Source organism: Candidatus Vesicomyosocius sp. SY067_SCS001 (genome assembly GCF_014706615.1).
Classification (GTDB): domain Bacteria; phylum Pseudomonadota; class Gammaproteobacteria; order PS1; family Pseudothioglobaceae; genus Ruthia.
In genome coordinates this window covers 300,056-325,525 of the sequence record NZ_CP054877.1, presented here as the reverse complement: position 1 = coordinate 325,525, position 25,470 = coordinate 300,056, and the positions used below count along the sequence as shown (strand labels likewise).

Genomic DNA, 25,470 nt, shown 5'->3' with positions numbered 1-25,470 from the left:
CATATTATCCTACTGGCAAAATTCATCAACCACTTGATCTAAGAGATGATTATTATAATTATCACAGATAAATGCTTGACCTAATCTTTTCAATAAAATCAGACGAATATTGCCATTAATTACCTTCTTATCAACTAGCATTGCTTTCATAAAAGCAGAAGCGTCTATTTTACCAACAATAGAGATAGGCAAATTGGCTTTTTCTAATAAATCTTGAATCTTAGCGACTTGTTTACTAGACAAATATCCTTCAAACTGAGACAGCTTTGTTGCCATTAATATACCCACTGAAATTGCCTCACCATGCAAAAAAGTACCATAACCAAGCGTATTTTCAATTGCATGACCAAAAGTATGTCCAAGATTTAATAAAGTACGTTTACCCGTTTCTAACTCATCTTGAGCAACAATATTGATTTTATGTTGACACGACTGATAAATCATTTCAATTATTAAAGACTTTTTTCTATCCATTAAATCTTTAATATTTTCTTGCAAGAAGTTGAAAAAATTTAAATATTCTATTAATAAACCATACTTGATTACTTCAGCCATACCTGATGAGTATTGTTGATTATCCAAGGTGTCAAGCGTATCTATATCAATCAGTACACATTTTGGCTGATGAAAAGCTCCAATCATATTCTTGCCAAGCCTATGATTAACACCTGTTTTTCCACCTACACTAGAATCTACTTGGGATAATAACGTCGTTGGAATTTGAATAAAATTAACACCACGTTGATAGCTGGCAGCTACAAATCCAGTCATATCACCTACTACACCACCACCAAGAGCAATTAATGTACAACTACGATCAAATCTATTTTCAAGTAGTGCACTGAAAATACAATTAATCGTACCAAGTGTCTTATATTTTTCACCATCTGGCAAAATTACTTGTGCAAGTTCAAACGATGAAACTAAATTTTGTACCTTTTTAAGATACAAAGGCGCTACTGTCGTATTAGTAACAATCATAACTTGCTTACCACTAATATATTTTGTCAGTAACTCACCTTTTAACAATAAGTTCTGACCAATATATATTGGATAGGATTTATTTCCCAAGTCAAGATTAAGTATTTTCATTTAAGCAAATTTCCTTACTTCACCATCTCCATCTACATTCTCAACACAACGACAACAAAGTTCTGAATGCTTAATATTACTTCCTACATCTTTTCTATGATGCCAACAACGCACACACTTCAAATGCTCACTTTTTACAACAACAATAGCCGCTTGTTGTAATACATCGCTATTTACTTCAATTGCATTATTAGGCTTTTCTTCAAAAGAATGTAAACGAACATCAGAAGTAATAAACATAAATCTAAGTTCTTCACCAAACTTCGATAATTTTTCTTTAACCTTAAGATTACAATATATATCTACTTCCGCTTCTAATGAAGAACCCAAAACTTTATCTTTTCTAAGTTTTTCAATTGCTTGACGAATAGTAGGAGAAATTACCCTTGCTATATTAATACTTGTAAAAATATCATTAGATTTCTCAAATCCTTCATCTTGTTCTTGAGAAATATCTGAAATCATCATAGTTCCATAAATAATATTATCAATAGTATCTCCTTGTAGATACCACTCTTGCAAAAAAATACTCTTATTATTTGGTGCTAATTCTTGCCAAATTTCCTCAGAAGTAAAACTTAAAATAGGACTCAACCAGCGTACCATCATTTGAGTAATATGATACAGAGCAGTTTGAGCACTATGCCTTGCTGGTGAATTTTTTTGCGTGGTATACTGACGATCTTTAATAATATCCAAGTAAAAACCGCCCAAATCATTAGAACAAAAATTATTAATAGACTTAACAATATAATGAAATTGGTAAGTGTCGTAATTTTTAATAATTTCTTCTTGTATTTTTTGCGTTTTAGCAACAATCCAACGATCCAAATCTAACATTGCTTTCATATCTACTAAATTCTTTTGAGTAAAACCATTCATATTTGCTAGCATAAAACGCATAGTATTACGAATACGGCGATATGAATCAGCAGAACGTGATAGAATTTCATCGGATACAGTCATTTCCCCCGTATAATCGGTGCTAGCAATCCATAAGCGTAAAATATCCGCCCCTACGTTATTAACTATTTTTTGAGGGCTTATAATATTACCAAGAGACTTAGACATCTTCTTACCGTCTTTATCAACAACAAAACCGTGGGTTAATACGTTTTTATAAGGTGCTTTTTTATTAATAGCAACTGAAGATATTAGTGATGATTGAAACCAACCTCGATGCTGATCTGAACCTTCTAAATATAAATCAGCCACATTAGATAATTCCTTTCTTACTTTTAATACTGCAAAATGACTCATGCCTGAATCAAACCAAACATCAAGTATATCTGTAATTTTGTCATAATCATTAACATCATCACCAATAAAATCTTTAGTGTCAGATTTAAACCAAGCTTCAACACCTTCTTGTTCGATTCTATTTGCAATATAAACAAACAACATTTGAGTATTTGGATGTAACTCTCCTGTTTTTTTATGTACAAATAAAGTAATTGGAACACCCCAAAATCTTTGACGAGAAATACACCAATCGGGACGATTACCCACCATCAGTTCAATACGTTTCTTACTCCAATGGGGTATCCACTGTACTTTTTGGATTTCACTATTAACGACATCTTTAAGACCATTTTGTTGCATAGAAATAAACCACTGAGACGTTACTCTAAAAATAATAGGAATTTTGTGTCGCCAACAATGTGGATAAGAATGCGTTAATGACTCATGCTTAACTAATGTGTTAGTCTGTTTAAGAATTCTAATCACACTGGCATTGGCTTTAAAAATAAACTGACCACCTAAAAGTAAAACTTCTTTAAAAAATACCCCTTTAGCATCTACTAGACAATCAACAGGTAAATTATATTTTAACCCAACAATAAAATCTTCTTGACCATGTGCAGGTGCAATATGCACCGCACCTGTACCAGAATCATCGGTTACATGATCACTCAAAATAATAGGTATTTGCTTATCGTAGAACGGATGTTGTACTTTTAATCCTTCTAATTCACTACTAGAAAACATCCGTTCACCGATGGTAACTTCAATATCATAACGACTAATTGAATCCACTACTAAGGATTGAGAAAGTAATAAATATTCACTGCCGACATCAACCAACACATAATTCAACTCTGAATGAAGTGCTACGGCTTCATTAGCAGATAACGTCCAAGGCGTTGTTGTCCAAATTACAACTGAAACTGGTTTTTTTACATTAAAGACCCAATCCTCAATAATTCTAAATTTAACATCAATTGCTTCTGATTGTTTATTTTTGTATTCAACCTCTGCCTCTGCTAAAGCAGAACCACATTCGGTGCACCAATGTAAAGGCTTATGACCTTTATAAACATGTCTATTTTTAACAACTTGACCTAAAGCACGTACAATATCAGCCTCATATTTAAAATCTTTAGTTAAATATGGATTATCCCAATCACTTAGAATACCTAAACGTTGAAAATCTTGACTCTGCCTTGTTACTTGTTTATCAGCATATTCTCTACATTTGTATCTAAAAGTATTGACATCAATATTAATACCTACTTTACCATATTCTTTTTCAACATTAAGCTCAATCGGCAATCCATGACAGTCCCAACCTGGAACATATGGCGCATCAAATCCTGATAAAGATTTTGATTTAACAACCATATCTTTTAAAACTTTATTAACCGCATGACCAATATGAATATCGCCATTTGCATAAATAGGACCATCATGTAAAACAAATTTTGGTTTACCGTCATTTTGTTTGCGAATTTGATCATAAAGCCTATCATTTTGCCATTTTTTTAAAAACTTACCTTCTCGATTAGCAAGATTTGCCTTCATAGAAAACTGGGTATATGGAAGATTTAAACTAGATTTATAATCAGACATTAACTCTTAAAAATAAAGATTAGAAGCACAATTATACGTGATAGTACTAAATTTTAAAAACAGATAATCCACTACTAAAATAAAATAGATTTTTTACAAACCTATAAAAATTAAAATAATATTAAGAATTAAAATAATATTAAGAATTAAAATATCACTCCACAGCATTAAACAATAACTTTATTTGTACAGGTTTTAAGTAATCATATTGATTAGCCTTAAGATTATCAGGCAACCAAATTTCTCCAAAACGAATACGGATAAGACGTGATACCTTAAATCCTAAAACCTCCCACAAACGCCTTACTTCACGTTTCTTACCTTCTCTAAGTACAACTTTATACCATCGATTAGCACCTCCACCCCCACCAAGTGTTATTTGGTTAAATTTAGCAAATCCACCATCAAATTCAATACCTTGAGTGAGTTTTTTTAAATCCTTATTCTTAACTTGACCTAAAACCCTAACAGCATACTCTCTGTCAATTTCTGAGCTAGGATGCATAAGTTTATTAGCTAAATCACCATTATTAGTAAAAAATAACAAACCAGATGTATTTAAATCAAGACGTCCCACCATAATCCAGCGTGACTCTTTAGGTAAAAAACTATAAACACTCTTACGTCCTTTATCGTCTCTGTTTGAACAAATAACCCCTGCTTGCTTATTCAAAATAATAACTTTTGTTTCTTGTTCAACGTAGCGACTTAAATCAATCTTCCGTCCATCAATTTTAACACGACTGGTTATTTCAGCCTTATCACCAATAATGGCAATTTTATTATTAACCTCAATACGTCCTTGCTCAATTAAACATTCCACCCAACGACGAGAACCATAACCAGCATTTGCAATAAGTTTTTGTAGCCTGTTAACCATGATTAGTAATTAATACCCATTGCTTCCCGCACTTCTATCATAGTTTCCTTAGCAATACTTCTAGCTTTCTCAGAACCTTCAAAAATAATTTGTTTAATAAGTTCTGGATCTGACTGATACTTAGCAATACGTTCTTGCATAGGGGTTAACTCTTCTTCAATAGCATTAATAATAGGCTGCTTACATTCTATACAACCAAATTTGGCTTTAGTACAACCTTCAACTACCCAATCACAGATTGATTTATTTGAATACACTTCATGTAGTTTCCACACTGGACACTTTTGTGGGTTGCCTGTATTAATTATTTTAATTCTAGCAGGATCAGTTGGCATACGTTTAATTTTAACTTGTATTTGTTTAGGGGTATCTCGCAAGGAAATTGTATTGCAATAAGATTTACTCATTTTTTGACCATCTAATCCAGGCATTTTTGAGGCTTTAGTTAATAATAATTCAGGCTCAGGTAATATAATTCTACCTACACCTTCAATATAACCTGAAAGTCTTTCTCTATCGCCAAGAGTAATATTTTGTTGTTGTAACAAAGCATGAGCTTTTATCAAAGCCTCATCATCACCTGTTTCTTGATATGTTTTACGTAGTAACCGGTATGTTTTAGCCTGTTTTTTACCCATTTTATTAATACTAATTTCAGCTTTTTTTTCAAAATCAACTTCACGACCATAAAGATGATTAAAGCGTCTAGCTACCTCACGTGTGAATTCAATATGAGCCACTTGGTCTTCGCCAACTGGTACAAGTCCAGCTTTATAAATTAAAATATCTGCGCTTTGCAATAATGGATAACCCAAAAATCCATAAGTTGCTAAATCTTTAATATGTAATTTAAGTTGTTGGTCCTTATATGAAGGCACTCGTTCCAACCAACTCAAAGGTGTTGACATAGAAAGCAATAAATGTAGTTCTGAATGTTCAGGTACCTTGGATTGTACAAAAATTGTTGAAGTGTTTGGGTTAATACCAGTAGCAAGCCAATCAACTACCATTTCTATAACATTGACATTTAAATTCATATTGTCTGCATAATGCGTAGTAAATGCATGCCAATCAGCCACAAAAAAATAAGAATCGTATTCATTTTGAAGCACTAGCCAATTTTTCAAAACGCCATGATAATGACCTAAATGAAGCTGTCCTGTAGGTCGCATGCCTGATAAAACCCGTCTGTCTTGCATTATTTATCTTTACTTAAATTAAATAAGTAAATTATACCAAGACTGAGTGCAACGTTTTATATGCTTGCACATAGCTAGATAAACCTTCTAACACTAAGTTTTGATGAAGTTTAACTTGACAATGAAGCTTTAATGCAATTATCTTAGCATCACCACCTGTCAACACAACAACTAAATTACTATAATTATTCAAATGTTGTTCAATTTGTGTGTTAATAACACTCATCAACATCTGGCTAGTACCAATTAACCAACCTTCTTGAGTGTTGTTTGCAGTAAGGCCTAAAGATAACTGTTGGATATTATTAGAAAACTGAGTAAAGCTACGTCTTAATACACTCAAACCAGGCATAATAAGCCCTCCTTGGTGTTTACCATTAGCTAATAATAAGTCAAAAGTGAGTGCGCTACCCGCATCAATAATAAGCAAATTTTGTTTAGGATAATGTTCTATACTAGCTAACATTGCTAACCAACGATCAGAGCCTAATGTAGATGGAATTTGATAACCACATTCTACAGAATTGAATACACGTTCAGTTTTAACAAAATGAGTATTATTTAGATCGTCTAATATATAACAATCACCCACGCAACTAGCAAAAATTTTATCTACTTTTGGTAATTGAGTTATGTTAAATTTTGTAATAAAAGCTGAATTAATTTTACCATTTAAACACCACTTAATACTAGTATTACCAATATCAACCAATAAATAAGACTCAAACTGGTACATCAAATAAAGCGGCATTCATTAATATATGTGCACCAATACTTAAACCATAGCCTAGTACAATCACACCTGTCCACCTAAGATGTGATACAAATGTATAAAGCCCATTTGATTGACCCATTAATGCCACACCTGCAGCAGAGCCAATTGAAAATAAGCTACCACCCACCCCTGTTGTGAGAGTTACTAATAACCACTGTCCTAATGACATATCAGGATTCATGGTTAATACTGCAAACATAACTGGAATATTATCTACAATAGCAGACAAAACACCTATTAAAATGTTAGCATAAGTTGCTCCTAAAGATAAATACATCGCTTCAGAAGCTAATGTTAAATAACCTATAAACCCTAATCCACCAACACTTACAATTACTCCAAAGAAAAACAACAGGGTATCCCATTCTGCATTTGCAACTTTTCTAAATACATCAAATCCTTCTTGTTGTGACTTGCACTCAGATTGACGAATAAAATAAGCAGCAATCATAAGATAACTCAAACCTGTCATCATTCCCATTGCTGGTGGTAAATGTAAAAAATTATGAAAACTAACTGCTGTAATAATAGTAACAATAAAAAGAAGAAGAATAATAATACCACCTAATTTAATATTGACTTTACTTTGATTACTTGTAGTCATTTCATTTTTAATAGAAAAATGCATAATAGATGCAGGTACAACGAAATTAATCAGAGACGGTACAAACAAACTAAAAAATTGAGTAAACCCAACAATGCCATTTTGCCATACCATTAGCGTAGTAATATCGCCAAACGGACTAAATACACCGCCTGCATTAGCAGCTACAACAATATTAATAAAAGAAATAGTAACAAAACGAGGATTACCTGCACCTACTGCTAATACCACAGCGCCCATAATAAGTGCTGTAGTTAAATTATCAGCAATTGGAGAAATAAAAAAAGCTAAAAATCCTGTTAACCAGAAAAGTTGTCTAAAAGTTAAGCCTTTATTAATTAACCAAACTTTAAGCGCTTCAAATACATGCCTTTCTCGCATGGCCTCAATGTAAGTCATTGCCACTAATAAGAATAAGAATAGTTCTGTATATTCTAATATATTATGCCTAAGTGCTACTTCAGCAAAGTATGGTAATCCTTGGCTAGTATACATCCAACCAATTAACCCCCAAATAACGCCCGCCACTAGAATCACAGGTTTAGATTTTCTAAAATGAGTAAATTCCTCTACCATTACTAAAATATAAGCCAATACAAATAAAATAAGTGACGTATAGCCCACCCAATGAATGGTTAGATCTAGCGGCGGCTCGCTAGTTGCAAAAACATTCATAGATAAAAGCATGGACAAAAATGTACATAATTTAATCATTTTTAATCCTTGTGAATTTGGCGTCATTAGAATTATTCAATATAATATCGCTATCTTGATATTTAACCTCAATCGTTGCCAAATACAATAATTTACCAAATGATTTTATACAACGAACTACTATGCCTGATGCCTTTACTGATTTTGAATCAAGTGCAATTAATTTATCGCCTACTTTCAGTATTTGTTCACATCTAAATAGTCGCATACGACGCTTAGATTTACCTAAATAATGTAAACGCGCAACTACTTCTTGTCCAGGATAACAGCCTTTAGAAAAATTAACCCCAACCTCATTAATATCTAAATTTAACTCTTGTGGTACAAATTTTTCACTAGTTATTAAATACACTTCAGGATGTTTCATTACATTAATAGGTGGATAAGTATTAAAAGAGGTTTGTACTATTTCAACATCCGACATTAATACAAACATATGCAGATGTTTGAAGACTTTATCTTGTAAACTTTTAGGAAAATTCAAGTAAAAATCATTTTTATATTTAGTAACCCAAAACAGAGCAATCACTTTTCCCTGATGCTGACAATACGCATTTAATTGCCACTCATTTTCTCTAATGGCAGCAATATCATTGCTCAATTGTCCCTGCAAAAAACTTTGTGCATCTACACCACTTACTTTTAAAGTTATTCTAACCTTCATATTTTTATATGTTTTAAATTGAAAACCTTTCTGTTGAATTTTATCAGACAGAAAGGTTTTCAATTTAAAACAAATACAATAAATAAAAACCCCTAGCCTTAAAATAAGACTAGGGGTTTTAGAACTAACTAGATTAGACTTTTAAAATTAAATCTAGTTTTTATACTACTGTATAATCTAGAACTTAACATCAAGTCTAAGACCTGTATTAGTAGCATTGCCATTCACAATAGTATTCACATCAGAAAGTTTAGCAATATTAGCTGTTAAAGTAGTACCACCTAAAGGACGACTAACTATTAACTCTGTACCTGTTACTTTATCATCACCAAACATAGTATTTTTAGTATAAATAGCTTTAACTGTATTACCTGCTAATTTAGTACTAACTGCAACACCTAATATTTCACTAAAATGACTAACATCAGCAACAGCAGTTGCTGTACCACCTCGAGCAGATCTACCTATCAACATAGAGCCTAATGGCGCAAACTTACCATTAGTAACAATATTGGCATCAGTCATATCAGAAGCTCGATCATTTTTTATCTGCGCTAAATCCCACGTAAAGTGATTAACTTTACCGCCAATGTGAATAAGAGTTGTATCGTTATGAATAATATTTCTTCTTTTATCATTCCATTTGTCAATAGCAAACAAAATACCATTAAATGTAGTTTTAGCAGTAAAATTTGTAAACCCACCAGGGTTATGCACTAATCCAACAGAAACTGGACCTAATAGACCAGAAGCACTTACATTAGTTGTATCAGAACCATCATTACTAGAACCGTCAGCAGTAAATAAACCTAACTTCCAATCGCCTACTTTAGTTGATGCAGATAATGCGTTTGACCTAGCAGCATCTAGAGAACGAGCACCTAAACCGATTGTACCCCAATAATCCCCCACTTTGACATCAACAGGCCCTACTTTGGTAGTTAAATATAAACTATCCATATGGAGACTTTTTTTACTAATATCAATATCATTATCATTTACACGAGTTGCACCATCGTTACGTACAACGGCAGTCACCTTAGTATCACCTGCAGAACCAACTACTTTTAGACGAATACGCTGACTATCGTGATTGGTATTCGCAGTATCAGCTGCTCCAATTTTTTGTTTAGCAACATTTATATAAGCATCACCCGTGATCGAAATATCCGCTGTAGCAGCTACTGACATTGTTGCTGCAACAGCAGTAATTAATAACTGTTTTCTCATATTTTATCTCCAAAAATTTAAAAAATACGCCAAAAGAAATCTTGTAATCTGTGGCATTAACTTACTTTGCAAGTAACACAAAGATGTTGTAAATTATACACATGTGTTTTAAGTAATAAATATTTTTCTACAAAAAAGATACAAAATATACAAATTTACTACAAAAATATACAAATCATCTTCAATGGTAAAATTAGAACATATTATGTGAATATAAAACAAATATATGCATTATTAAAATAATAATAGAGCACTAATGTAAGCCAAATACTTTTAAAATACACAACTCCTTACTTTAGTGCCATGCAAGCATAGTTAATAACATTGGAATAGATAAAATCACATTAACACTTGATGCTAATGCTGCATTTTTTTTTGCTATTACAATGTCTGTATCACTTGCAGATTTCATACCTAAAATCTTTTGTTGATTTGGCCAAATAATAAACCAAACATTAAATACCATGATAGTTCCCATCCATGCACCAATACCAATAATTTGAAAAGTAGGTTCTAACATAAATGCACTAAGGATAGCATCTTTTGTTGCTAACAATACTAAACCTAAAATCCAAGTAGTTATTGCCGCCATACGAAACCATAATAAAGCACGAGGAGCAATATACTTACCAATAGCTGCTGGACCAGGACCGTCAGTATCTGATAATGCTTGACCCATGGCTGGAACTTGCACAAAATTAAAGTAATAAAGCAACCCAATCCAAACAATACCTGCTAGAACGTGTAACCATACTATTAAGCCATAATGTGTTAGGTTCTGAGCCTCAGCTATATTATAATTAAAACTAAAAAATACAATAACTGATAGAATAAATCCTAAAAGGATTTTACACTGAACTAAATTGATACGATCAAACATATTTTTCTCCATAGTTGTTAAAGTTGATAATTATAATAGGTTATTCTATTTAATTTAAAATCATTTTATGCCAGAACTTCCTGAAATTGAAACCATTAAGCGTGGGCTTACATCTTTGATTATCAATCAAAAAGTAAACAAAGTGATACTACATCGAAAGAATTTACGTTGGGTTATTCCTAAACACTTATCAACAACACTCACTAATCAATCGATCAATACAATTGATCGTCGTGGTAAATACTTATTAATTAAGTTTAAAATAGGTACCTTAATAATCCATTTAGGTATGAGCGGTTCAATTAAAGTGGTTGATATAAACACACCACTATTAAAACATGAACATTTTGAATTACAATTGCAAAATGGAACAAGTATGCGCTTAAAAGACCCAAGACGTTTTGGTGCAGTATTATTTTCAAAAGATGGCTCACATAAACTACTAGACTCATTAGGGGTTGAGCCGTTAAAAACATCATTCTATAATGGGTATTTATATCAAAAATCAAGAAACAAACAACAAAACATAAAAGCTTTTATTATGGATAACAAAATAGTGGTTGGTGTGGGTAATATATATGCTTGCGAAAGTTTATTTATGGCAGGTATTAACCCAAAACTAAAAGCTGGCATTATATCTAAAACTAGATATAATATTTTAACACAAAGTATTAAAAATATCTTAACTCAGGCTATTGAAGCAGGCGGTACAACTTTACAAGATTTTGTTCAAGTTAATGGTAATCCTGGATATTTCACACAAAATTTATCCGTATATGGATTTAAAAACAAAAAATGTTATCGTTGCAAAGGTATAATAACTAGGTTTGTGCAAAACCAACGATCAACATTTTATTGTAAAAAATGTCAGACTTAGACACACCACAAGAGATATTTAAAACAAATTGTTCAACCAATTCTGAGCCATTTGCATTGCAAAATTTAGGTAAATACATGACGCCAGAGTTTAGTGAGAACTGTATTGTTATTATTGACCCTAGTATGAAAATTCATAATCATGCTTACGCTGTTGTACGGTATGATATGGAGATATATTTTCGCCAATATATTGAACGTGGTTCAAGAAAATTTTTGATCTGCTTAAATACACAATATGATGACATTGAGCTTAAAGGTGAATTTACAATTGTAGGATGTGTAGTACAACAAAAACAACGCAAACAAAAGCCACTACATTATTATCATCTTAATACATCCACTAAAGAAATGAGCTTTAGCGCTAGTGGCACGTTTAAAAATAATAAAGAAAAACAACTGTAACAAAAGATAATATGCTCAATATTTTGTTTAGTTAATATCTGATTTACAATTCTTCTAATCAGCACGCATCAAATTTAGCCAATACTTGTAATAAATCTTGCATATCTTGTGGTAATGGTACTTTCCACGACATTAATTTACCAGATATTGGATGAATAAGTGTGAGCTTTCTAGCATGAAGAGTTTGACGATTAAAATTTTTAAGTGCCTTTGTTAGTTGTTTATCTGCTTTTTTTGGAAAATGAACTTTACCACCATATATTGGATCAGCAATAAGTGGATGTCCAATAAATGATAAGTGTACTCGAATTTGATGAGTACGCCCTGTTTCTAAAATTGCTTTAACATGGGTATGATGTGTGAAACGTTCAATAATACGATAATGAGTAAGAGCATCTTTACCATATTTAACCACTGCTTGTTTAATTCTATCTTTAGGATCACGCCCTATTGGTGCATCAACACTACCTCCAGAAATCATATAACCATATACAATGGCTGAATATTCTCGTGAAATACTATGAGTTTGTAACTGCTCAGTTAAATATTTTTGTGCATATTCACTACGTGCAATCACCATTAATCCTGAGGTATTTTTATCCAAACGATGAACAATACCAGCTCGATCAAGATTGGCTAAAGATGAATCATAATATAACAATGCATTAGCAAGTGTTCCTATCCAATTGTTTGCGCCAGGATGTGTTACTAAACCTACTGGTTTGTTAACAACAATAATCTCTGAATCTTCATATACCACATCAATGATGACATCTTCTGCTAACCACACATTCGTTTTTTTAGTTTTAATTGATAAATTAACTATCTCACCGCCTGTAACTTTTTCTTTAGGTTTAAAAGTTTTGCGATGAATTAAAGCATTACCAGACTTTATCCAGTAGATAATTTTAGTACGTGAATAATTAGGCAACATTTGTGCCATTGCAACATCAACTCGCTGACTAATAAATCGATTTGGAATAATAATGCTTAATAAGCTCATGTTGGTACACCACTCACGTAGATATAAAATGGCGTCACGTAAGAGATTTGAACTCCTGTTACTAGGATGAAATCCTAGGGTCCTGGGCCAGACTAGACGAACGCGACAGAGGTATTTTAATAGATAAATCTAGAGAAATAGACTAAATATTTTACAAATCAGACAAAAGAATAGCATGGTTTTTATAAAAACCATGCTATTCTTTCAATATAAGATAAAAATCTAGGATGCTAACCAATAAACAAAGGTAATATACACTTTCTTTACTTTTGATAAAGTAAAATAGATTACAAATACCGTACTTTAATCAACCATTCTTTCTACTAAAGAACCATACTATACGACAAAATTATAACTCCTACTATTACGAGTATAAATCTAGTAATTATTCTCTATTATACAATCTATATTTACTAGTTATGCTAATAACGATTAATCTTGTTATAATTCATATACACTATAAGAAAAATAAATAAAGTTCTGTAATACTCTTAAAATTTTTTATATTATTATTCTTAAATTAAATCTAGATATAGTGATAATTATTGCTGTGATTTGAGTTATATTAAATAAGTTATACTACCTAATACTTTATTAAAACCTTGTAAAGTATTATTCAATTTAGTCTACAATTAAGCTTTATTAGTTTGGAACAACTATTTAATATGAAATAATAGGAATATAATATATGGATGATGTTCAAGAAATACAAAAAGTTTTTTTTAAGAAGTTAATTGATGGTGATTTTGGTCTAGCTAAAACATATTGGTTCTATGGTGTATTAGTAGGACTTATTGGACAAATAGTAATGCTAGTAGTTGAGATGTCTGAATCTATAGCACTGGTTATTATTACGATATTAGTGGCTTTAACATATAACGTATGTCAAATGATAGGTACATGGAACGCTGCTAATCGTTACACCGGTTCAAAAATTTGGACTGTATTAGCTAAAATAACAGTTGCTTTAGGTATTATGGCTATCACATTTACAATAATAATTTTAACAAACCTATAAATTTTATTTCATCATACTAGATTAATATCATCCATTACCTTGTCTATTAACTTTTATCTATGGCCTCTAAAATATCACAGTCTACTATTTTGATAACTATATCTCCCAATAATTAATATCAAAATACTAGATGTTATTTTCTTGTTTGATGTCGATTATTAGCAACGATCCTATTTACTATAGACACATAACAAATAATAGGTATACAAAAGAATGATTCTATCATACACAGTTAATTACTTTCTAAATAATTATCTCTCTTAATTTAATTTATCACATAAATACTGAAAAGATAATATCTGAACATTAATCTATACATAATGTCTTGACCGATTTAGTGCTTATTTAATAGAAGTCTTTTATAATTTAAGATTATATATACCTATTATAAAATAACTTTAAATAGCTCATTCTATTCAATCACAAATAAGTTTTGAGCTTTATTTGAGAAAGTCTCTAACTTCTAAAATCTATTTGATTATTTATCACAAGTAATACTTCAGTAACTACATATTTAAAGTAGTATAACTAAACTTTCAATGTCTACTAAATAGTATGGATATTATAATTGTTCTATACCAGTCAAGAATTTATAAGTACTACTTTAGTAGTAACCCACAATCTATCAAAACTTACTTAAAATATGGCATCGCCTAGGAGAATCGAACTCCTCTTACAAGGATGAAAACCTTGTGTCCTAACCGATAGACGAAGGCGACATAATATTTTTGCTTATGGTGGAGCTAAGCGGAATCGAACCGCTGACCCCGACACTGCCAGTATCGTGCTCTCCCAACTGAGCTATAGCCCCACAAAACATTATTAAATTACTAACCTATCAGCAAAAAATTTAAATTATAATCTCTAAGTTAGAATAGTCAAGACATTTTTTGTTAAAATAATAATATGAATATACAAACTTTTAAAGAAAAAACTTATACACTAGAAATTCTCTATCATATTGGTATTTTAAAAGATTCTATTCACTTTATCTTTGATCATAGTACAAAAACCTGTGCCATTGTTGATCCAGCATGGAATGCACCATTGTTTATTCAAAGAATACACGATAAAGGCTATACACTCACTGATATTTGGCTAACTCATTGGCATTTTGACCATACCAATGCCGTTGATGAAATTGTAGAAGCAACGGGCGCTAGAATAACAGTAGGTATTAATGAAATTCCTTATTTACAGATTAATAATTTACCTGAGACAGTTGAAAACAACGACACTATTCTTATTGGCAATACAACAGCTAAAATTATTAATACACCAGGACATAGTGCTGGTGGTATTTGTTATTTATTAGATAGACATATTATTGCTGGCGATACTTTGTTTGTTTACGGAGCAGGACATTGTTCATTACCTGGTGGTAATATTAAAGAATTATTCTACTCCATGAAAAAACTCAAATATATTGATAATGATGTTATGCTACATTGTGGACATGACTACGGCTCAAAAATTAACACAACAATGGGTGAGCAAAAACAAGGAAATGCTTTCCTATTACTTGACAACGAAGATGACTTTATTAATTACGTAAATAGCATGCAACAAGGAAAAATTCCTTATCCTACAGGTCCACTAACCCAAGCAGAAATTAAGGATATATTATGAGTATTGCAAAAAAGTTTGCATTCTAAGTTGTTTAAAATAATTGGTTTTTTTGGTGGATCATTTGATCCAATCCATTACGGACATCTAAAAAATGCTACTCAACTTAAAATTAAACTTAGATTATCTAAATTATTTTTAATGCCTTGTGCTAAACCCGTACATAAAAAGAAACTTAATTTTAGTATTAATCAACGTATGGATATGTTGCATTTAGCTATTAAAGAATTTAATACACTCTTAATAGATAATAGAGAAGTTAAGCAAAATAGAAACTCTTACACTATTAACTCACTCAAATGCATACAATCAAAATATCAAAATAATTCTATTTGTTTAATCATGGGGATGGATAGTTTTAACACACTTAGCAGTTGGGAAGAATTTCAAAATTTTTATCAATATTGTCACCTAGTAATAATGTCCAGGCCTGGTGTCTTAACGCATCAAAAAAAATATGGCTTTAGATTAACTGATACAATCAATGATTTAACAAAACAAAAAACAGGATTTATCTTTTTTGCAAATAATCAAATGCTTAATATTTCTTCAAGTGCTATTCACGGTAAAATAAATAGTCAAAAGAATTTATCTGGACTTCTGCCAGAATCTATCATTAATTATATTAGTGTCTTATGAATTTAAAGCAACAATTAGAAGTTATTAATAACATCATTAAAGAACTAAATGGTAAAAATACCATTAATTTAAATATTTTAGAACAAAATACCGATAATGAAACCATTATTATTACCACAGGAAAATCTATTCAACACATACGTAATATTGCTAATAATATTAAAATTGAAGCCAAGCGTCTTAATATAAAAATATTAGGTATTGAAGGCAATGAAACTGGACATTGGGTATTAATAGACTTATTAGAGATTGTAGTGCATATTATGACAGAAAAAACTAGAGAATTTTACAAATTAGAAAAACTTTGGTCAGAGTTGAAAAACACTTAATATGAAGACAAAACTTTATCATTATCAAGAAAAATTACCTGCTTCACTTAAATTCAACTTGATTGCTTTTAAAACACAAAAACGCAAAGAAAAAAACAATAAACAAATTAAAGAATTAAAAAGCAAGTTATTTATTAAAGCTACAATAGACTCTAATTTAATATCTTCTACTAGTCCTGAAAAAAATTATTGCGCCTATTCATTGCCAATTAATCACCCTTATCATAGATAATAACACAATAACCATTCAAATAATTATGAAACTAGAACTGATTAGCTTTAAACTTTGTCCATTTGCACAGTGTGCTATTATTCTGTTAAATAAGCAAAAACTTACTTTTGAATTAAATTATATCAACTCGATAAACCTACCTAACTGGTTTAAACAAATTTCCCCAACTGGAAAAGTGCCATTATTAAAAGCAAATGATAAAATCATCTTTGAATCCTCTGTAATTAATGAATTTATTAATGATATTAGCAAAACCAATCTACATCCTATTGACCCTATTCAAAAGGCTAAAAATCGTTCATGGATTCAGTTTTCATCAACTCTATTTGATGATCTATTTGATGTGATCACAGGTGATAAGGAAAAATTCTACACATCAAAAAAATCTTTATTTAATAAACTTAGCAAAATTGAAACTGTTAAAAATAATAGCCAATTTTTTAATGGCGGTGATTTTTCAATCATTGATGCTACCTTTGCGCCAATATTTATGCGTCTAAGATGGATTAATAAATTTACCAACAACACTTTATCGTTTGACAGGCTTACAAACCTAAGGGCATGGAGTAAAAACTTATTACAAGTAGATATAGTTAAAAATTCAGTGATTAAAAACTTAGATGATGTTTACTATTCTAATATTGAAGCACGTAAAGGTCATATATCAACCTTATTTATTGACTAAGGACTTCTATAAATAAGTCTTATTCGGCTTCAAAGAATGGATAAAATATTTTCAGGTGGGCGGCCAATCACAACCCCTTTGCTTGTTCTTACAATAGGTCTTTCAATTAATTTTGGTGTTTTAACCATGGCACTAATTAATTGATCTTCAGTTAAATCCTTATCGTCTAGACTTTTTTCTTTATATTCAAGTTCATCTTTGCGTATTAATAATCTAGCTTCAAGATTTAAATCGATTAATAATTGCTTGAGTTCATTTCTAGTTGGTGGATTTTCTAAATATTTAATTATTTTAAAATCAACATTTTTTTGTTCTAAAATAGCTAATGTTGTTCTTGATTTAGAACAATTTGGATTATGATAAATGATTATACTCATAACTAAACAAAATATGACAAAAAATTCCATTATACCTACAAATTACCTATTTCAATTTAGCAATAAAATTATTAAATTTAGCTTTATATACTTACTATTTGTAACTTTAAATATTGCTCAAGCAATCAATATTAATAATATTGTAAGGTCTACTAATGATATATGGCAAGAAGAAAAAAAGATCAAAGTTCCTAATTTTTCTCTAACCGATCTTGATGACAATATATACACTAATAAATCCACCAAAGGAAAATACTTAGTAATTAACTTTTGGGCAACTTGGTGCCCACCCTGTTTAAAAGAAATTCCAACTTTTGTTAAATTTTATGAAAAGAACAAAGATAGAATCCTTATTCTAGGGCTTAACTATGAGCAAGCCGATGAAATAGCTATTATGGAGTTTACTGATACATTCATGGTAAATTACCCTATTATCCTTTTTGATGATAAAAATAGAACTCAGTTTAAAGAATTTGGCGAAATAATTGGTATGCCAACAACCTATATTTACGGGCCAAATGGTAATTTAGTTGATTACCAAATAGGTGAGATGAACATGAAAGATTTAGAAAAAGCCATTTCAAAGTAGCCAATCTTTAGAATAACTGCCACTATCACGCACTAACTTAGGGACTAAATACCCACTTAAGTTGCTCTTTAATTGTTGATGTAATTGAATAGCATAGTCATCTTTAACTAAGAAATCCTGTGCACCTTTAACTTTATCTAACATATGTAAATAATAGGGTAATATCCCTAAATCAAATAAACTCAAGCAAAGTTCAGTCAATACTTCTATTGAATCATTCACACCTCTTAATAAGACTGACTGACTGAGCAAAGTAACACGAGTTAATTCTATGATTTTTTGTGCAAATTGCACAGATAATTCTTGTGCGTGATTTATATGTAATACTATCACAATATTTAATCTTGATTGATTAAATATTTCTACTAATTTTCTAGTTATTCTACTAGGTTCTACAACAGCACTACGCGTATGAACACGTAGTGTTTTGATATGTGCAATATGTGCAATATTATCAACTAATGTCGCAAGTTTATCATCACTCAAACTTAACGGATCACCACCACTTAATATTACTTCATTAATTTTTACATCGTTAATAATATAATTTTGAATCTCAACCCAATTGCTAATAGCATCATGCTCAACATAATTGAAGTTTTGCCTAAAACAATATTGACAATGAATCGCACACACTTGCGATGCAATTAATAACACTCTATTTGGATATTTGTGTATCAGTCCAGCCACAGGAGAGTATTTTTCATCTTCTAGTGGTGATAAACTAAAACTTGTACTTTTTGATAAAGTTTTTGGAGTGATGACTTGTTTTAGTAAAGGATCATCCTTATTTCTTTTATCAATTAATCGTGCAAATTCTAAGGGAATTTTAATAGGAAAATTACGGTCTTTAAACATCTTTGTCTTAAAAAAAACGTTACTTTTATTAGCGCCTTTAAGAGCATATCTAGCATAATATTGCCAGTTATTCTCCATACATTTAGCAAAAATTTATAAAATTAACGTCTGTGTGTTCTTTACCATCTTCATAACCTGATTTCCACTCATTAGTGATTCTTTGCTCTTCAATTTCTGGATTATTTAAAAAACCAGCTACCCAACCTTGTATATAATTATCATTTACACCCATTTCTTCCATTTTTTTAACGCCTGCATAGTAAGTCATTATTGACACTCCTTAAATAATGTTTATAATTTTATTTACTTATGCCAACTCATTTCTCAATGACATAAGAGAAGGATAATATTATAACCATTTAACCCCATAAAACAAGAAAAAAAATAATGAATTTATCTGAAATAACAAATGGTCTAAATGACAAACAATGCCAATCAGTTACACTAAATAATGAAAAAAACGCTTTAATACTAGCAGGTGCTGGAAGTGGTAAAACCAAAGTTCTCATACATAGAATTGCTTACTTAATCACACAAAAAGATGTTCACATTAATGCTATTCTAGCCGTTACTTTTACCAATAAAGCCGCTACTGAAATGTGTGAAAGATTAAGTATGCTATTAAGGTGCCCTATTACAAGTATGTGGACTGGAACATTTCATAGCTTGGCACACCGATTATTACGTATTCATTATGAACAAGCCCAATTAACTTCTAGCTTTCAAATCCTAGACGCACAAGACCAAATACGCATTATCAAAAACCTCATGAAAGAAAATAATATTGACGAATCTAAATTTTCTATTAAAAAGATTCAGCAGTTTATTAATAATCAAAAAAACAAAGGTATTCGCCTACAGGATATTGACTCTAGTTACAACTATTTTATTAAAAAAAGTCTTAAAGTATTTGAACTTTATGAAGTACACTGTAAATCAAATAACTTGATTGATTTTGCAGAACTACTGATACGTAGTTATGAGTTATTAAAAAATAACGTAACCTTACTTAATCATTATAAAGATCGCTTTAAGCACATTTTAATTGATGAATTTCAAGACACTAACACGATCCAATACAAATGGATTAAATTATTATTTAGTGGTAACAATAAAGTATTCTGTGTGGGTGATGATGACCAATCTATTTATGGATGGCGCGGTGCAAATATTGAAAATATTACTAAATTATGTACAGATTTCGCTCCTATTAAAACTATCCGTTTAGAACAGAATTATCGTTCAACAAATAATATTCTAACGGCTTCTAACGCCTTGATTTCTCATAATACCAGCCGTATGGGTAAATCTCTTTGGACTAATGCTAATGATGGTGAATTAATTGATGTATATGAAGCGCAAACTGAAATAGATGAAGCAAACTATGTCGTCAGTAGCATTCAGAAATTAATCACTAATGGATCATTACCCAATGATTGTGCTATTCTGTATCGCCTTAATACCCAATCTCGTGTCTTTGAAGAAGCGCTCATAAAATACAATATTCCTTATATTATTTATGGTGGTTTAAAATTTTTTGAACGTGCTGAAATTAAATACGCTTTAGGTTATTTGCGTTTAATAGAAAACTCAGATGATAATCTTGCCTTTGAACGTGTGGTTAATTTCCCAACTCGTGGTATTGGGAAAAAAACAGTTAACAAAATACGTACATTTGCACAAAATAACCATGTCAGTCTTTTTCAAGCAACCATACAAGTATCATCTACACTATCAACTCGTACTGCGAATGCATTAAATGGATTTACCAACCTAATTGAAAAAATGAAAGATGATACTAAGAACTTAGATTTATCTGAGAAAATAATAAACTTACTTAATATATCAGGATTAATGGCGCATTATTCTAATAATAAAACTAGCAACAAAAAAGAAAATCTAGAAGAGTTAATAACTGCAGCTAAACAATATAAACAGAATAATGATATGAATGAAGTAATAGGGTTTATTTCTTTAGCATCAATAGATTCTAGCAGTAATACTAATGCATTTATTAATCAAAGTGTACAACTTATGACTATGCATTCAGCTAAAGGCTTAGAATTTCCTTATGTATTCTTAAGTGGCATGGAAGAAGGTTTATTCCCCTGGAAAAGCAAAGATAAACTACATTTAATAGATGAAGAAAGACGATTATGCTACGTTGGCATGACCCGTGCCATGAAAAAATTATCACTATCTTACACCATAAAACGATTTTTACACGGACATTTTTTGCACACTGATCCTTCACGTTTCCTAAACGAGATCCCAGGTGAATATTTAAATAGGATTAAAGTTAAATTTAGTATAACAATAAAAAATTACAATAATGATAATATTTTTAGTCAAAGTATTATAACTAAATCTGATAATCAATTACATATTGGTGCTTTAGTTAACCATACCAAATTCGGATTAGGAACAGTATTAAATTTCGAAGGACAAGGGGATAGTTCCAGAATACAGATAAAATTTAAACAAACAGGCGATATAAAATGGTTGATTAGTTCATATGCAAATTTAGAATTTATATAATTGAACAACTCACCTTGTTACACTATAACTTTTTTGATACTCATCTAGAAACAAAGCCAACCAACTGACTAAAAAATTAAATTATTATTATAAAATTAGATACCTCTTTAAGGTAGTTAGAATGTGGATAAATTAACACCATATTTATCTAGCCTATACCGTTCTATCATATAAGAAATCAAAAAATAATGATAAATCAATTTTAATAAAGTAGAAACTTATTAGTTAGTTATAACATAATTCCTTTCTATTGATTTGAATATAATTCATGTGATTTAATAAAATCAAAACCTATATAAATTTACCAAAATAAACTGTTTAATTTAAGGTTTTCTTTAAATCATCAATTGAAAAACTTTGCACCGCTTGCTTATCGGTATAAATCGGTTTCATATTAGTATGCATACCTGAGGATTTTTCAATAGCAATTTGTCTACTAGTTACAATATCTAAACAATCAGTTATCATTTCTTGTGTTACTTTACTAAGCGGATGTTTTAATCCTGGCCGAGTGATAGTATCTTTAGCAACAGCAATGAGGGTTTTTCTAACTACAGCTAAAAGCCTAATTTCGAATTTTTGTATATTATCATTGTTCACAATAAATCTCTAATTTTTACTAAATGTTTCTGATATTTTATTTTATCAGTTTTAAATTTATAAAAACCTTATATTGATTGTAATTTTTATCAATAAGTTGCATAACTAATTCTAGATGATTACATATAAGCACTAAAATCACAACCACTATCCAATAATGTTTTTATTCTATAAAACATATACCTTGCATAGACAAATCATCACTAAAAATAATACCTACACACTTAAACTGATTATACATAATCTCCTTAATTCATTTAACTGAAACCCTACAGAGTTATTATTTACTTGAATATAAACAACATGAATAAGCATAAGTTAATCAAGCCCATAATTAACTTACTCTTTAAAAGAGTTACATCTCATAATGAATCATTCATAGACCACTATTATCTACTGGCAAAAGTTAAGTGTAAATCTACTATAACAAATTCATACCATAGAAAATACTCACTAACATACTTCATGCTACGCTTTATGCATTCCATTAATTAAACCTACCTGCTAATTTTATAATACATCATAATTAAAATGAAAAGCTCTATAAACAATTACTTAGCAGGTATCCTAATTAACATCTAACACAGATACAAAAGAAAAATCTATGCCAATATCTAGTAATTCATATGCCAATACAAAACCACAGGGAAATACTTTATTTATAGCTATATTTAGATTTTTATTATACAATAATCCCAATCTTTCAATAGCTAGTAAATAGATAAATCCTTACCTCAAACACTATACTCATCCACCTTCGTAATCAACAGCAATCAACGAATTTTTATTAACTTCACGAATATCTTTATATTAACAAAGTTATTACTAAATCCTATAATCACACATGTATACCTACTAGCAATAATACCATTTAAAAAAATAAACAACATTTTTTTATCTAAATAAGTATTTAATATTTTACTCACCTAACATTACAATCAAAATATACTATTATAATTACAGTTACAGTTACAGTTACAGTTACAGTTACAGTTATTCACATTATCACGTTTAAGATTATTTCTAATATCGCTGATAATAGGCATATGTCATATTGATAAACCATACTCAATTAAATATTTTCCTAAATTATTTTAACAAAAATTATTGTTGTAACAAATTAAAATAATTTCACACTCTAAATTGTAGTCTTTCTCACTAATAAAATATTTTATAAAAGCAATAAAATTCATTCTTATTAGAATTCACAATCAGGATTATCAAGCCATTAAATTCAAATTAATATCCAGTCTCTACTAGCTTGTTTATTAAATGATTATTTTAAATAAATTTTACCTATTCGTATTCTAGCAATAAGTATAATACCTAATTTTTAATTATTACCAATGTTTTCACTAATTTTAAACATCTAATTGACAACTACTAACTATATCATACCGTCGATTAAAATTAAAATTTAGTAATATTTATACAAGACATTATTTTAGTAAAAATCCAAAATTTGAATGTTGATATTAATGTTTATCGTTTAACAAATAAAGCAATAGATTCCACATGAGAAGTTTGAGGAAACATGTCTATCACCCCTGCTGTTTCAAGAGTAAACCCAAGTTCAATTAACTTAATCGTATCACGAGCCAACGTTGCAGGATTACATGATACATATACCAATCTTGTTACGCCTAATTTAGGTAGCAATTCTACAATTTCAATTGCACCAGATCTAGATGGATCAATCAATGCTTTATTATAATTCTTTCCTTTAAACCATTCAAAACCTACCACTTCTTTACATAAATCTGACTTATAAAAATCAACATTATTAATGCTATTTTTTTCAGCATTATACTTTGCCCTTTCAACCAATCCTAAATCACCTTCAATACCCACTACATATTTAGCATATCTTGCAATTGGCAAGGTGAAATTACCCAAACCGCAGAATAAATCAATCACCTTATCAAATTCATTAAGTTCAAGTAATTCTACTGCTAGACTAACCATTTGTTGATTAAGTTTAAAGTTTACTTGAACAAAATCAGTAGGTAAAAATTCCATAATAATATTATGATTAGAATGTGAATACGTTAGTACAACAGGTTCATCTAATGGCTTTATACTATCTAAACCACCACTTTGGGTATAAAAAGTAATATTCAATTCTTGAGCACAGTCTGCTAATATTTTTTCATCTTTTATGCTCAAAGATTCAAGATGTCTTAAAATAAGTGCTATACCACTCTCAGAAATTACCACTTCAAATTGCGGAATACTAGATTTAATACTAAGTCTTTCAACACAATTAGCAAGTACTTCAAGATGTTCCCCTATTGATGGATGCAACACCTCACAACGACTCATATTAGTGATGAATGAAGATTTTCTTTCTCTAAACCCAATCAATACCTTGTCTTTTTTAGACACATATCGAATACCTAGTCTAGCTTTACGACGATAACCCCAACTTTGGAATTGAAGAGATTTTAACCAATTTTTCGGTTCAACTTTAGACTGCTTGGCAAATACCTTTTTTAGCCATCTACTTTTAATTTGTATCTGGTCTTTGCTAGATAAGTTCTGAAATGAACAACCACCACAAATACCAAATACATCACACTTTGGTTTTATTCTATTGTCTGCTGGTTTTAATATTTCTTTAGCATCAGCCTCTTCAAATTTTGCACATGAAAATGTACGATTAGCAATCACTAATTCACCCGGTAACGCATCATTTACAAAAATTACTTTGTTTTCAAAATGTGCAATACCTCTCCCCTCATGAGAAAATGACTCTATATTTAACTCATAAGTTTTAGGCTCTAATTTTCTTCTTCTTCTCATAGGTA

General features: G+C 30.4%; 25 protein-coding genes and 3 tRNA genes. 10 read left to right on the top strand and 18 right to left on the bottom strand.

Going from position 1 to position 25,470, the window contains the following annotated elements:
• Positions 1-9 precede the first annotated feature (9 nt).
• The 9 genes from aroB to HUW60_RS01570 all read right to left on the bottom strand — a co-directional run bounded on the left by aroB (position 10) and on the right by HUW60_RS01570 (position 10,888).
• A complete protein-coding gene (gene aroB, locus HUW60_RS01610) occupies positions 10-1,092 on the bottom strand; it encodes a 3-dehydroquinate synthase (protein WP_190600700.1) in 1,083 nt (360 codons plus the stop codon).
• On the bottom strand, positions 1,093-3,942 hold the full coding sequence (ileS, locus tag HUW60_RS01605; protein ID WP_190600699.1) for an isoleucine--tRNA ligase: 2,850 nt from the start codon (positions 3,940-3,942) through the stop codon (positions 1,093-1,095).
• A 154-nt stretch (positions 3,943-4,096) separates the two neighbouring features.
• Positions 4,097-4,822 carry a pseudouridine synthase gene (locus HUW60_RS01600; protein WP_190600698.1) on the bottom strand — a complete coding sequence of 242 codons (726 nt, stop codon included), beginning with the start codon at positions 4,820-4,822 and terminating at the stop codon, positions 4,097-4,099.
• Between the two features lie 2 nt (positions 4,823-4,824).
• The gene (locus HUW60_RS01595; protein WP_190600697.1) at positions 4,825-6,021 is read right to left on the bottom strand and encodes a tryptophan--tRNA ligase; all 1,197 of its coding nucleotides are present in this window, start codon (positions 6,019-6,021) and stop codon (positions 4,825-4,827) included.
• Positions 6,022-6,052: 31 nt separating this feature from the next.
• Positions 6,053-6,772, bottom strand: a complete 720-nt coding sequence (locus HUW60_RS01590) for a type III pantothenate kinase (RefSeq protein ID WP_190600696.1) — start codon at positions 6,770-6,772, stop codon at positions 6,053-6,055.
• A complete protein-coding gene (nhaD, locus tag HUW60_RS01585; RefSeq protein WP_370545350.1) occupies positions 6,744-8,087 on the bottom strand; it encodes a sodium:proton antiporter NhaD in 1,344 nt (447 codons plus the stop codon). The genes HUW60_RS01590 and nhaD overlap by 29 nt, the downstream gene beginning before the upstream one ends.
• Before the next feature lie 19 nt (positions 8,088-8,106).
• A complete protein-coding gene (locus HUW60_RS01580) occupies positions 8,107-8,778 on the bottom strand; it encodes a CAF17-like 4Fe-4S cluster assembly/insertion protein YgfZ (RefSeq protein WP_190600694.1) in 672 nt (223 codons plus the stop codon).
• A 177-nt stretch (positions 8,779-8,955) separates the two neighbouring features.
• Positions 8,956-10,008, bottom strand: coding sequence for a hypothetical protein (locus HUW60_RS01575; RefSeq protein WP_190600693.1), 1,053 nt, complete (start codon positions 10,006-10,008; stop codon positions 8,956-8,958).
• 295 nt (positions 10,009-10,303) lie between these two features.
• The gene (locus HUW60_RS01570) at positions 10,304-10,888 is read right to left on the bottom strand and encodes a urate hydroxylase PuuD (protein WP_238924507.1); all 585 of its coding nucleotides are present in this window, start codon (positions 10,886-10,888) and stop codon (positions 10,304-10,306) included.
• Between the two features lie 67 nt (positions 10,889-10,955).
• On the opposite strand from HUW60_RS01570, the gene mutM reads away from it, so the two are divergent.
• Together mutM and HUW60_RS01560 are read left to right on the top strand one after the other, a co-directional pair.
• Complete coding sequence (gene mutM / locus HUW60_RS01565; protein ID WP_190600691.1) at positions 10,956-11,765, top strand: bifunctional DNA-formamidopyrimidine glycosylase/DNA-(apurinic or apyrimidinic site) lyase; 810 nt, start codon at positions 10,956-10,958, stop codon at positions 11,763-11,765.
• Complete coding sequence (locus HUW60_RS01560; RefSeq protein ID WP_190600690.1) at positions 11,753-12,169, top strand: S24 family peptidase; 417 nt, start codon at positions 11,753-11,755, stop codon at positions 12,167-12,169. The genes mutM and HUW60_RS01560 overlap by 13 nt, the downstream gene beginning before the upstream one ends.
• Positions 12,170-12,227: 58 nt before the next feature.
• Here HUW60_RS01560 and rluD read toward each other — a convergent pair whose 3' ends face one another.
• Positions 12,228-13,172, bottom strand: a complete 945-nt coding sequence (rluD, locus tag HUW60_RS01555) for a 23S rRNA pseudouridine(1911/1915/1917) synthase RluD (protein WP_190600689.1) — start codon at positions 13,170-13,172, stop codon at positions 12,228-12,230.
• 29 nt (positions 13,173-13,201) lie between these two features.
• Positions 13,202-13,279 (bottom strand) — tRNA-Glu (locus HUW60_RS01550).
• Between the two features lie 581 nt (positions 13,280-13,860).
• Here HUW60_RS01550 and HUW60_RS01545 point away from each other — a divergent pair.
• The gene (locus HUW60_RS01545; RefSeq protein ID WP_190600688.1) at positions 13,861-14,190 is read left to right on the top strand and encodes a hypothetical protein; all 330 of its coding nucleotides are present in this window, start codon (positions 13,861-13,863) and stop codon (positions 14,188-14,190) included.
• A gap of 644 nt (positions 14,191-14,834) precedes the next feature.
• Here the strand turns inward: HUW60_RS01545 and HUW60_RS01540 are convergent.
• Together HUW60_RS01540 and HUW60_RS01535 are read right to left on the bottom strand one after the other, a co-directional pair.
• Positions 14,835-14,909, bottom strand: a tRNA-Glu gene (locus HUW60_RS01540).
• Positions 14,910-14,925: 16 nt separating this feature from the next.
• Positions 14,926-15,001, bottom strand: a tRNA-Ala gene (locus tag HUW60_RS01535).
• Between the two features lie 95 nt (positions 15,002-15,096).
• On the opposite strand from HUW60_RS01535, the gene HUW60_RS01530 reads away from it, so the two are divergent.
• Genes HUW60_RS01530 through HUW60_RS01510 form a run of 5 tightly spaced genes read left to right on the top strand, consistent with a single transcriptional unit; the run spans position 15,097 to position 17,701 of the window.
• On the top strand, positions 15,097-15,819 hold the full coding sequence (locus tag HUW60_RS01530; protein ID WP_190600687.1) for an MBL fold metallo-hydrolase: 723 nt from the start codon (positions 15,097-15,099) through the stop codon (positions 15,817-15,819).
• Between the two features lie 3 nt (positions 15,820-15,822).
• Positions 15,823-16,455 carry a nicotinate (nicotinamide) nucleotide adenylyltransferase gene (gene nadD / locus HUW60_RS01525; protein WP_190600686.1) on the top strand — a complete coding sequence of 211 codons (633 nt, stop codon included), beginning with the start codon at positions 15,823-15,825 and terminating at the stop codon, positions 16,453-16,455.
• Entirely contained in the window at positions 16,452-16,784 is a 333-nt protein-coding gene (rsfS, locus tag HUW60_RS01520) for a ribosome silencing factor (RefSeq protein WP_190600685.1), read from the top strand. Before nadD ends, rsfS begins: the two co-directional genes overlap by 4 nt.
• Before the next feature lies 1 nt (position 16,785).
• Complete coding sequence (locus HUW60_RS01515) at positions 16,786-17,016, top strand: hypothetical protein (RefSeq protein WP_190600684.1); 231 nt, start codon at positions 16,786-16,788, stop codon at positions 17,014-17,016.
• 25 nt (positions 17,017-17,041) lie between these two features.
• Entirely contained in the window at positions 17,042-17,701 is a 660-nt protein-coding gene (locus tag HUW60_RS01510; RefSeq protein WP_190600683.1) for a glutathione S-transferase family protein, read from the top strand.
• Between the two features lie 29 nt (positions 17,702-17,730).
• On the opposite strand, the gene arsC is transcribed toward HUW60_RS01510, so the two are convergent.
• Positions 17,731-18,078: an arsenate reductase (glutaredoxin) gene (gene arsC, locus HUW60_RS01505; protein WP_190600682.1), complete on the bottom strand. Its 348-nt coding sequence runs from the start codon at positions 18,076-18,078 to the stop codon at positions 17,731-17,733.
• A 13-nt stretch (positions 18,079-18,091) separates the two neighbouring features.
• Between arsC and HUW60_RS01500 the strand changes: the two genes are divergently transcribed.
• Entirely contained in the window at positions 18,092-18,667 is a 576-nt protein-coding gene (locus tag HUW60_RS01500; protein WP_190600681.1) for a TlpA family protein disulfide reductase, read from the top strand.
• Here the strand turns inward: HUW60_RS01500 and HUW60_RS01495 are convergent.
• Both HUW60_RS01495 and HUW60_RS01490 read right to left on the bottom strand, forming a co-directional pair.
• The gene (locus tag HUW60_RS01495; RefSeq protein WP_190600680.1) at positions 18,659-19,603 is read right to left on the bottom strand and encodes a KamA family radical SAM protein; all 945 of its coding nucleotides are present in this window, start codon (positions 19,601-19,603) and stop codon (positions 18,659-18,661) included. The genes HUW60_RS01500 and HUW60_RS01495 overlap by 9 nt on opposite strands.
• 4 nt (positions 19,604-19,607) lie before the next feature.
• Positions 19,608-19,793, bottom strand: coding sequence for an Alvin_2107 family globule sulfur oxidation protein (locus HUW60_RS01490; protein WP_011929699.1), 186 nt, complete (start codon positions 19,791-19,793; stop codon positions 19,608-19,610).
• A gap of 119 nt (positions 19,794-19,912) precedes the next feature.
• Here HUW60_RS01490 and HUW60_RS01485 point away from each other — a divergent pair, with 119 nt between their 5' ends.
• Positions 19,913-22,063, top strand: coding sequence for a UvrD-helicase domain-containing protein (locus tag HUW60_RS01485; RefSeq protein ID WP_190600679.1), 2,151 nt, complete (start codon positions 19,913-19,915; stop codon positions 22,061-22,063).
• Positions 22,064-22,381: 318 nt separating this feature from the next.
• Here the strand turns inward: HUW60_RS01485 and HUW60_RS01480 are convergent, their stop codons facing one another.
• A complete protein-coding gene (locus tag HUW60_RS01480) occupies positions 22,382-22,663 on the bottom strand; it encodes a hypothetical protein (RefSeq protein ID WP_190600678.1) in 282 nt (93 codons plus the stop codon).
• A 1,482-nt stretch (positions 22,664-24,145) separates the two neighbouring features.
• Positions 24,146-25,465 carry a 23S rRNA (uracil(1939)-C(5))-methyltransferase RlmD gene (gene rlmD, locus HUW60_RS01475; protein ID WP_190600677.1) on the bottom strand — a complete coding sequence of 440 codons (1,320 nt, stop codon included), beginning with the start codon at positions 25,463-25,465 and terminating at the stop codon, positions 24,146-24,148.
• Positions 25,466-25,470 lie beyond the last annotated feature (5 nt).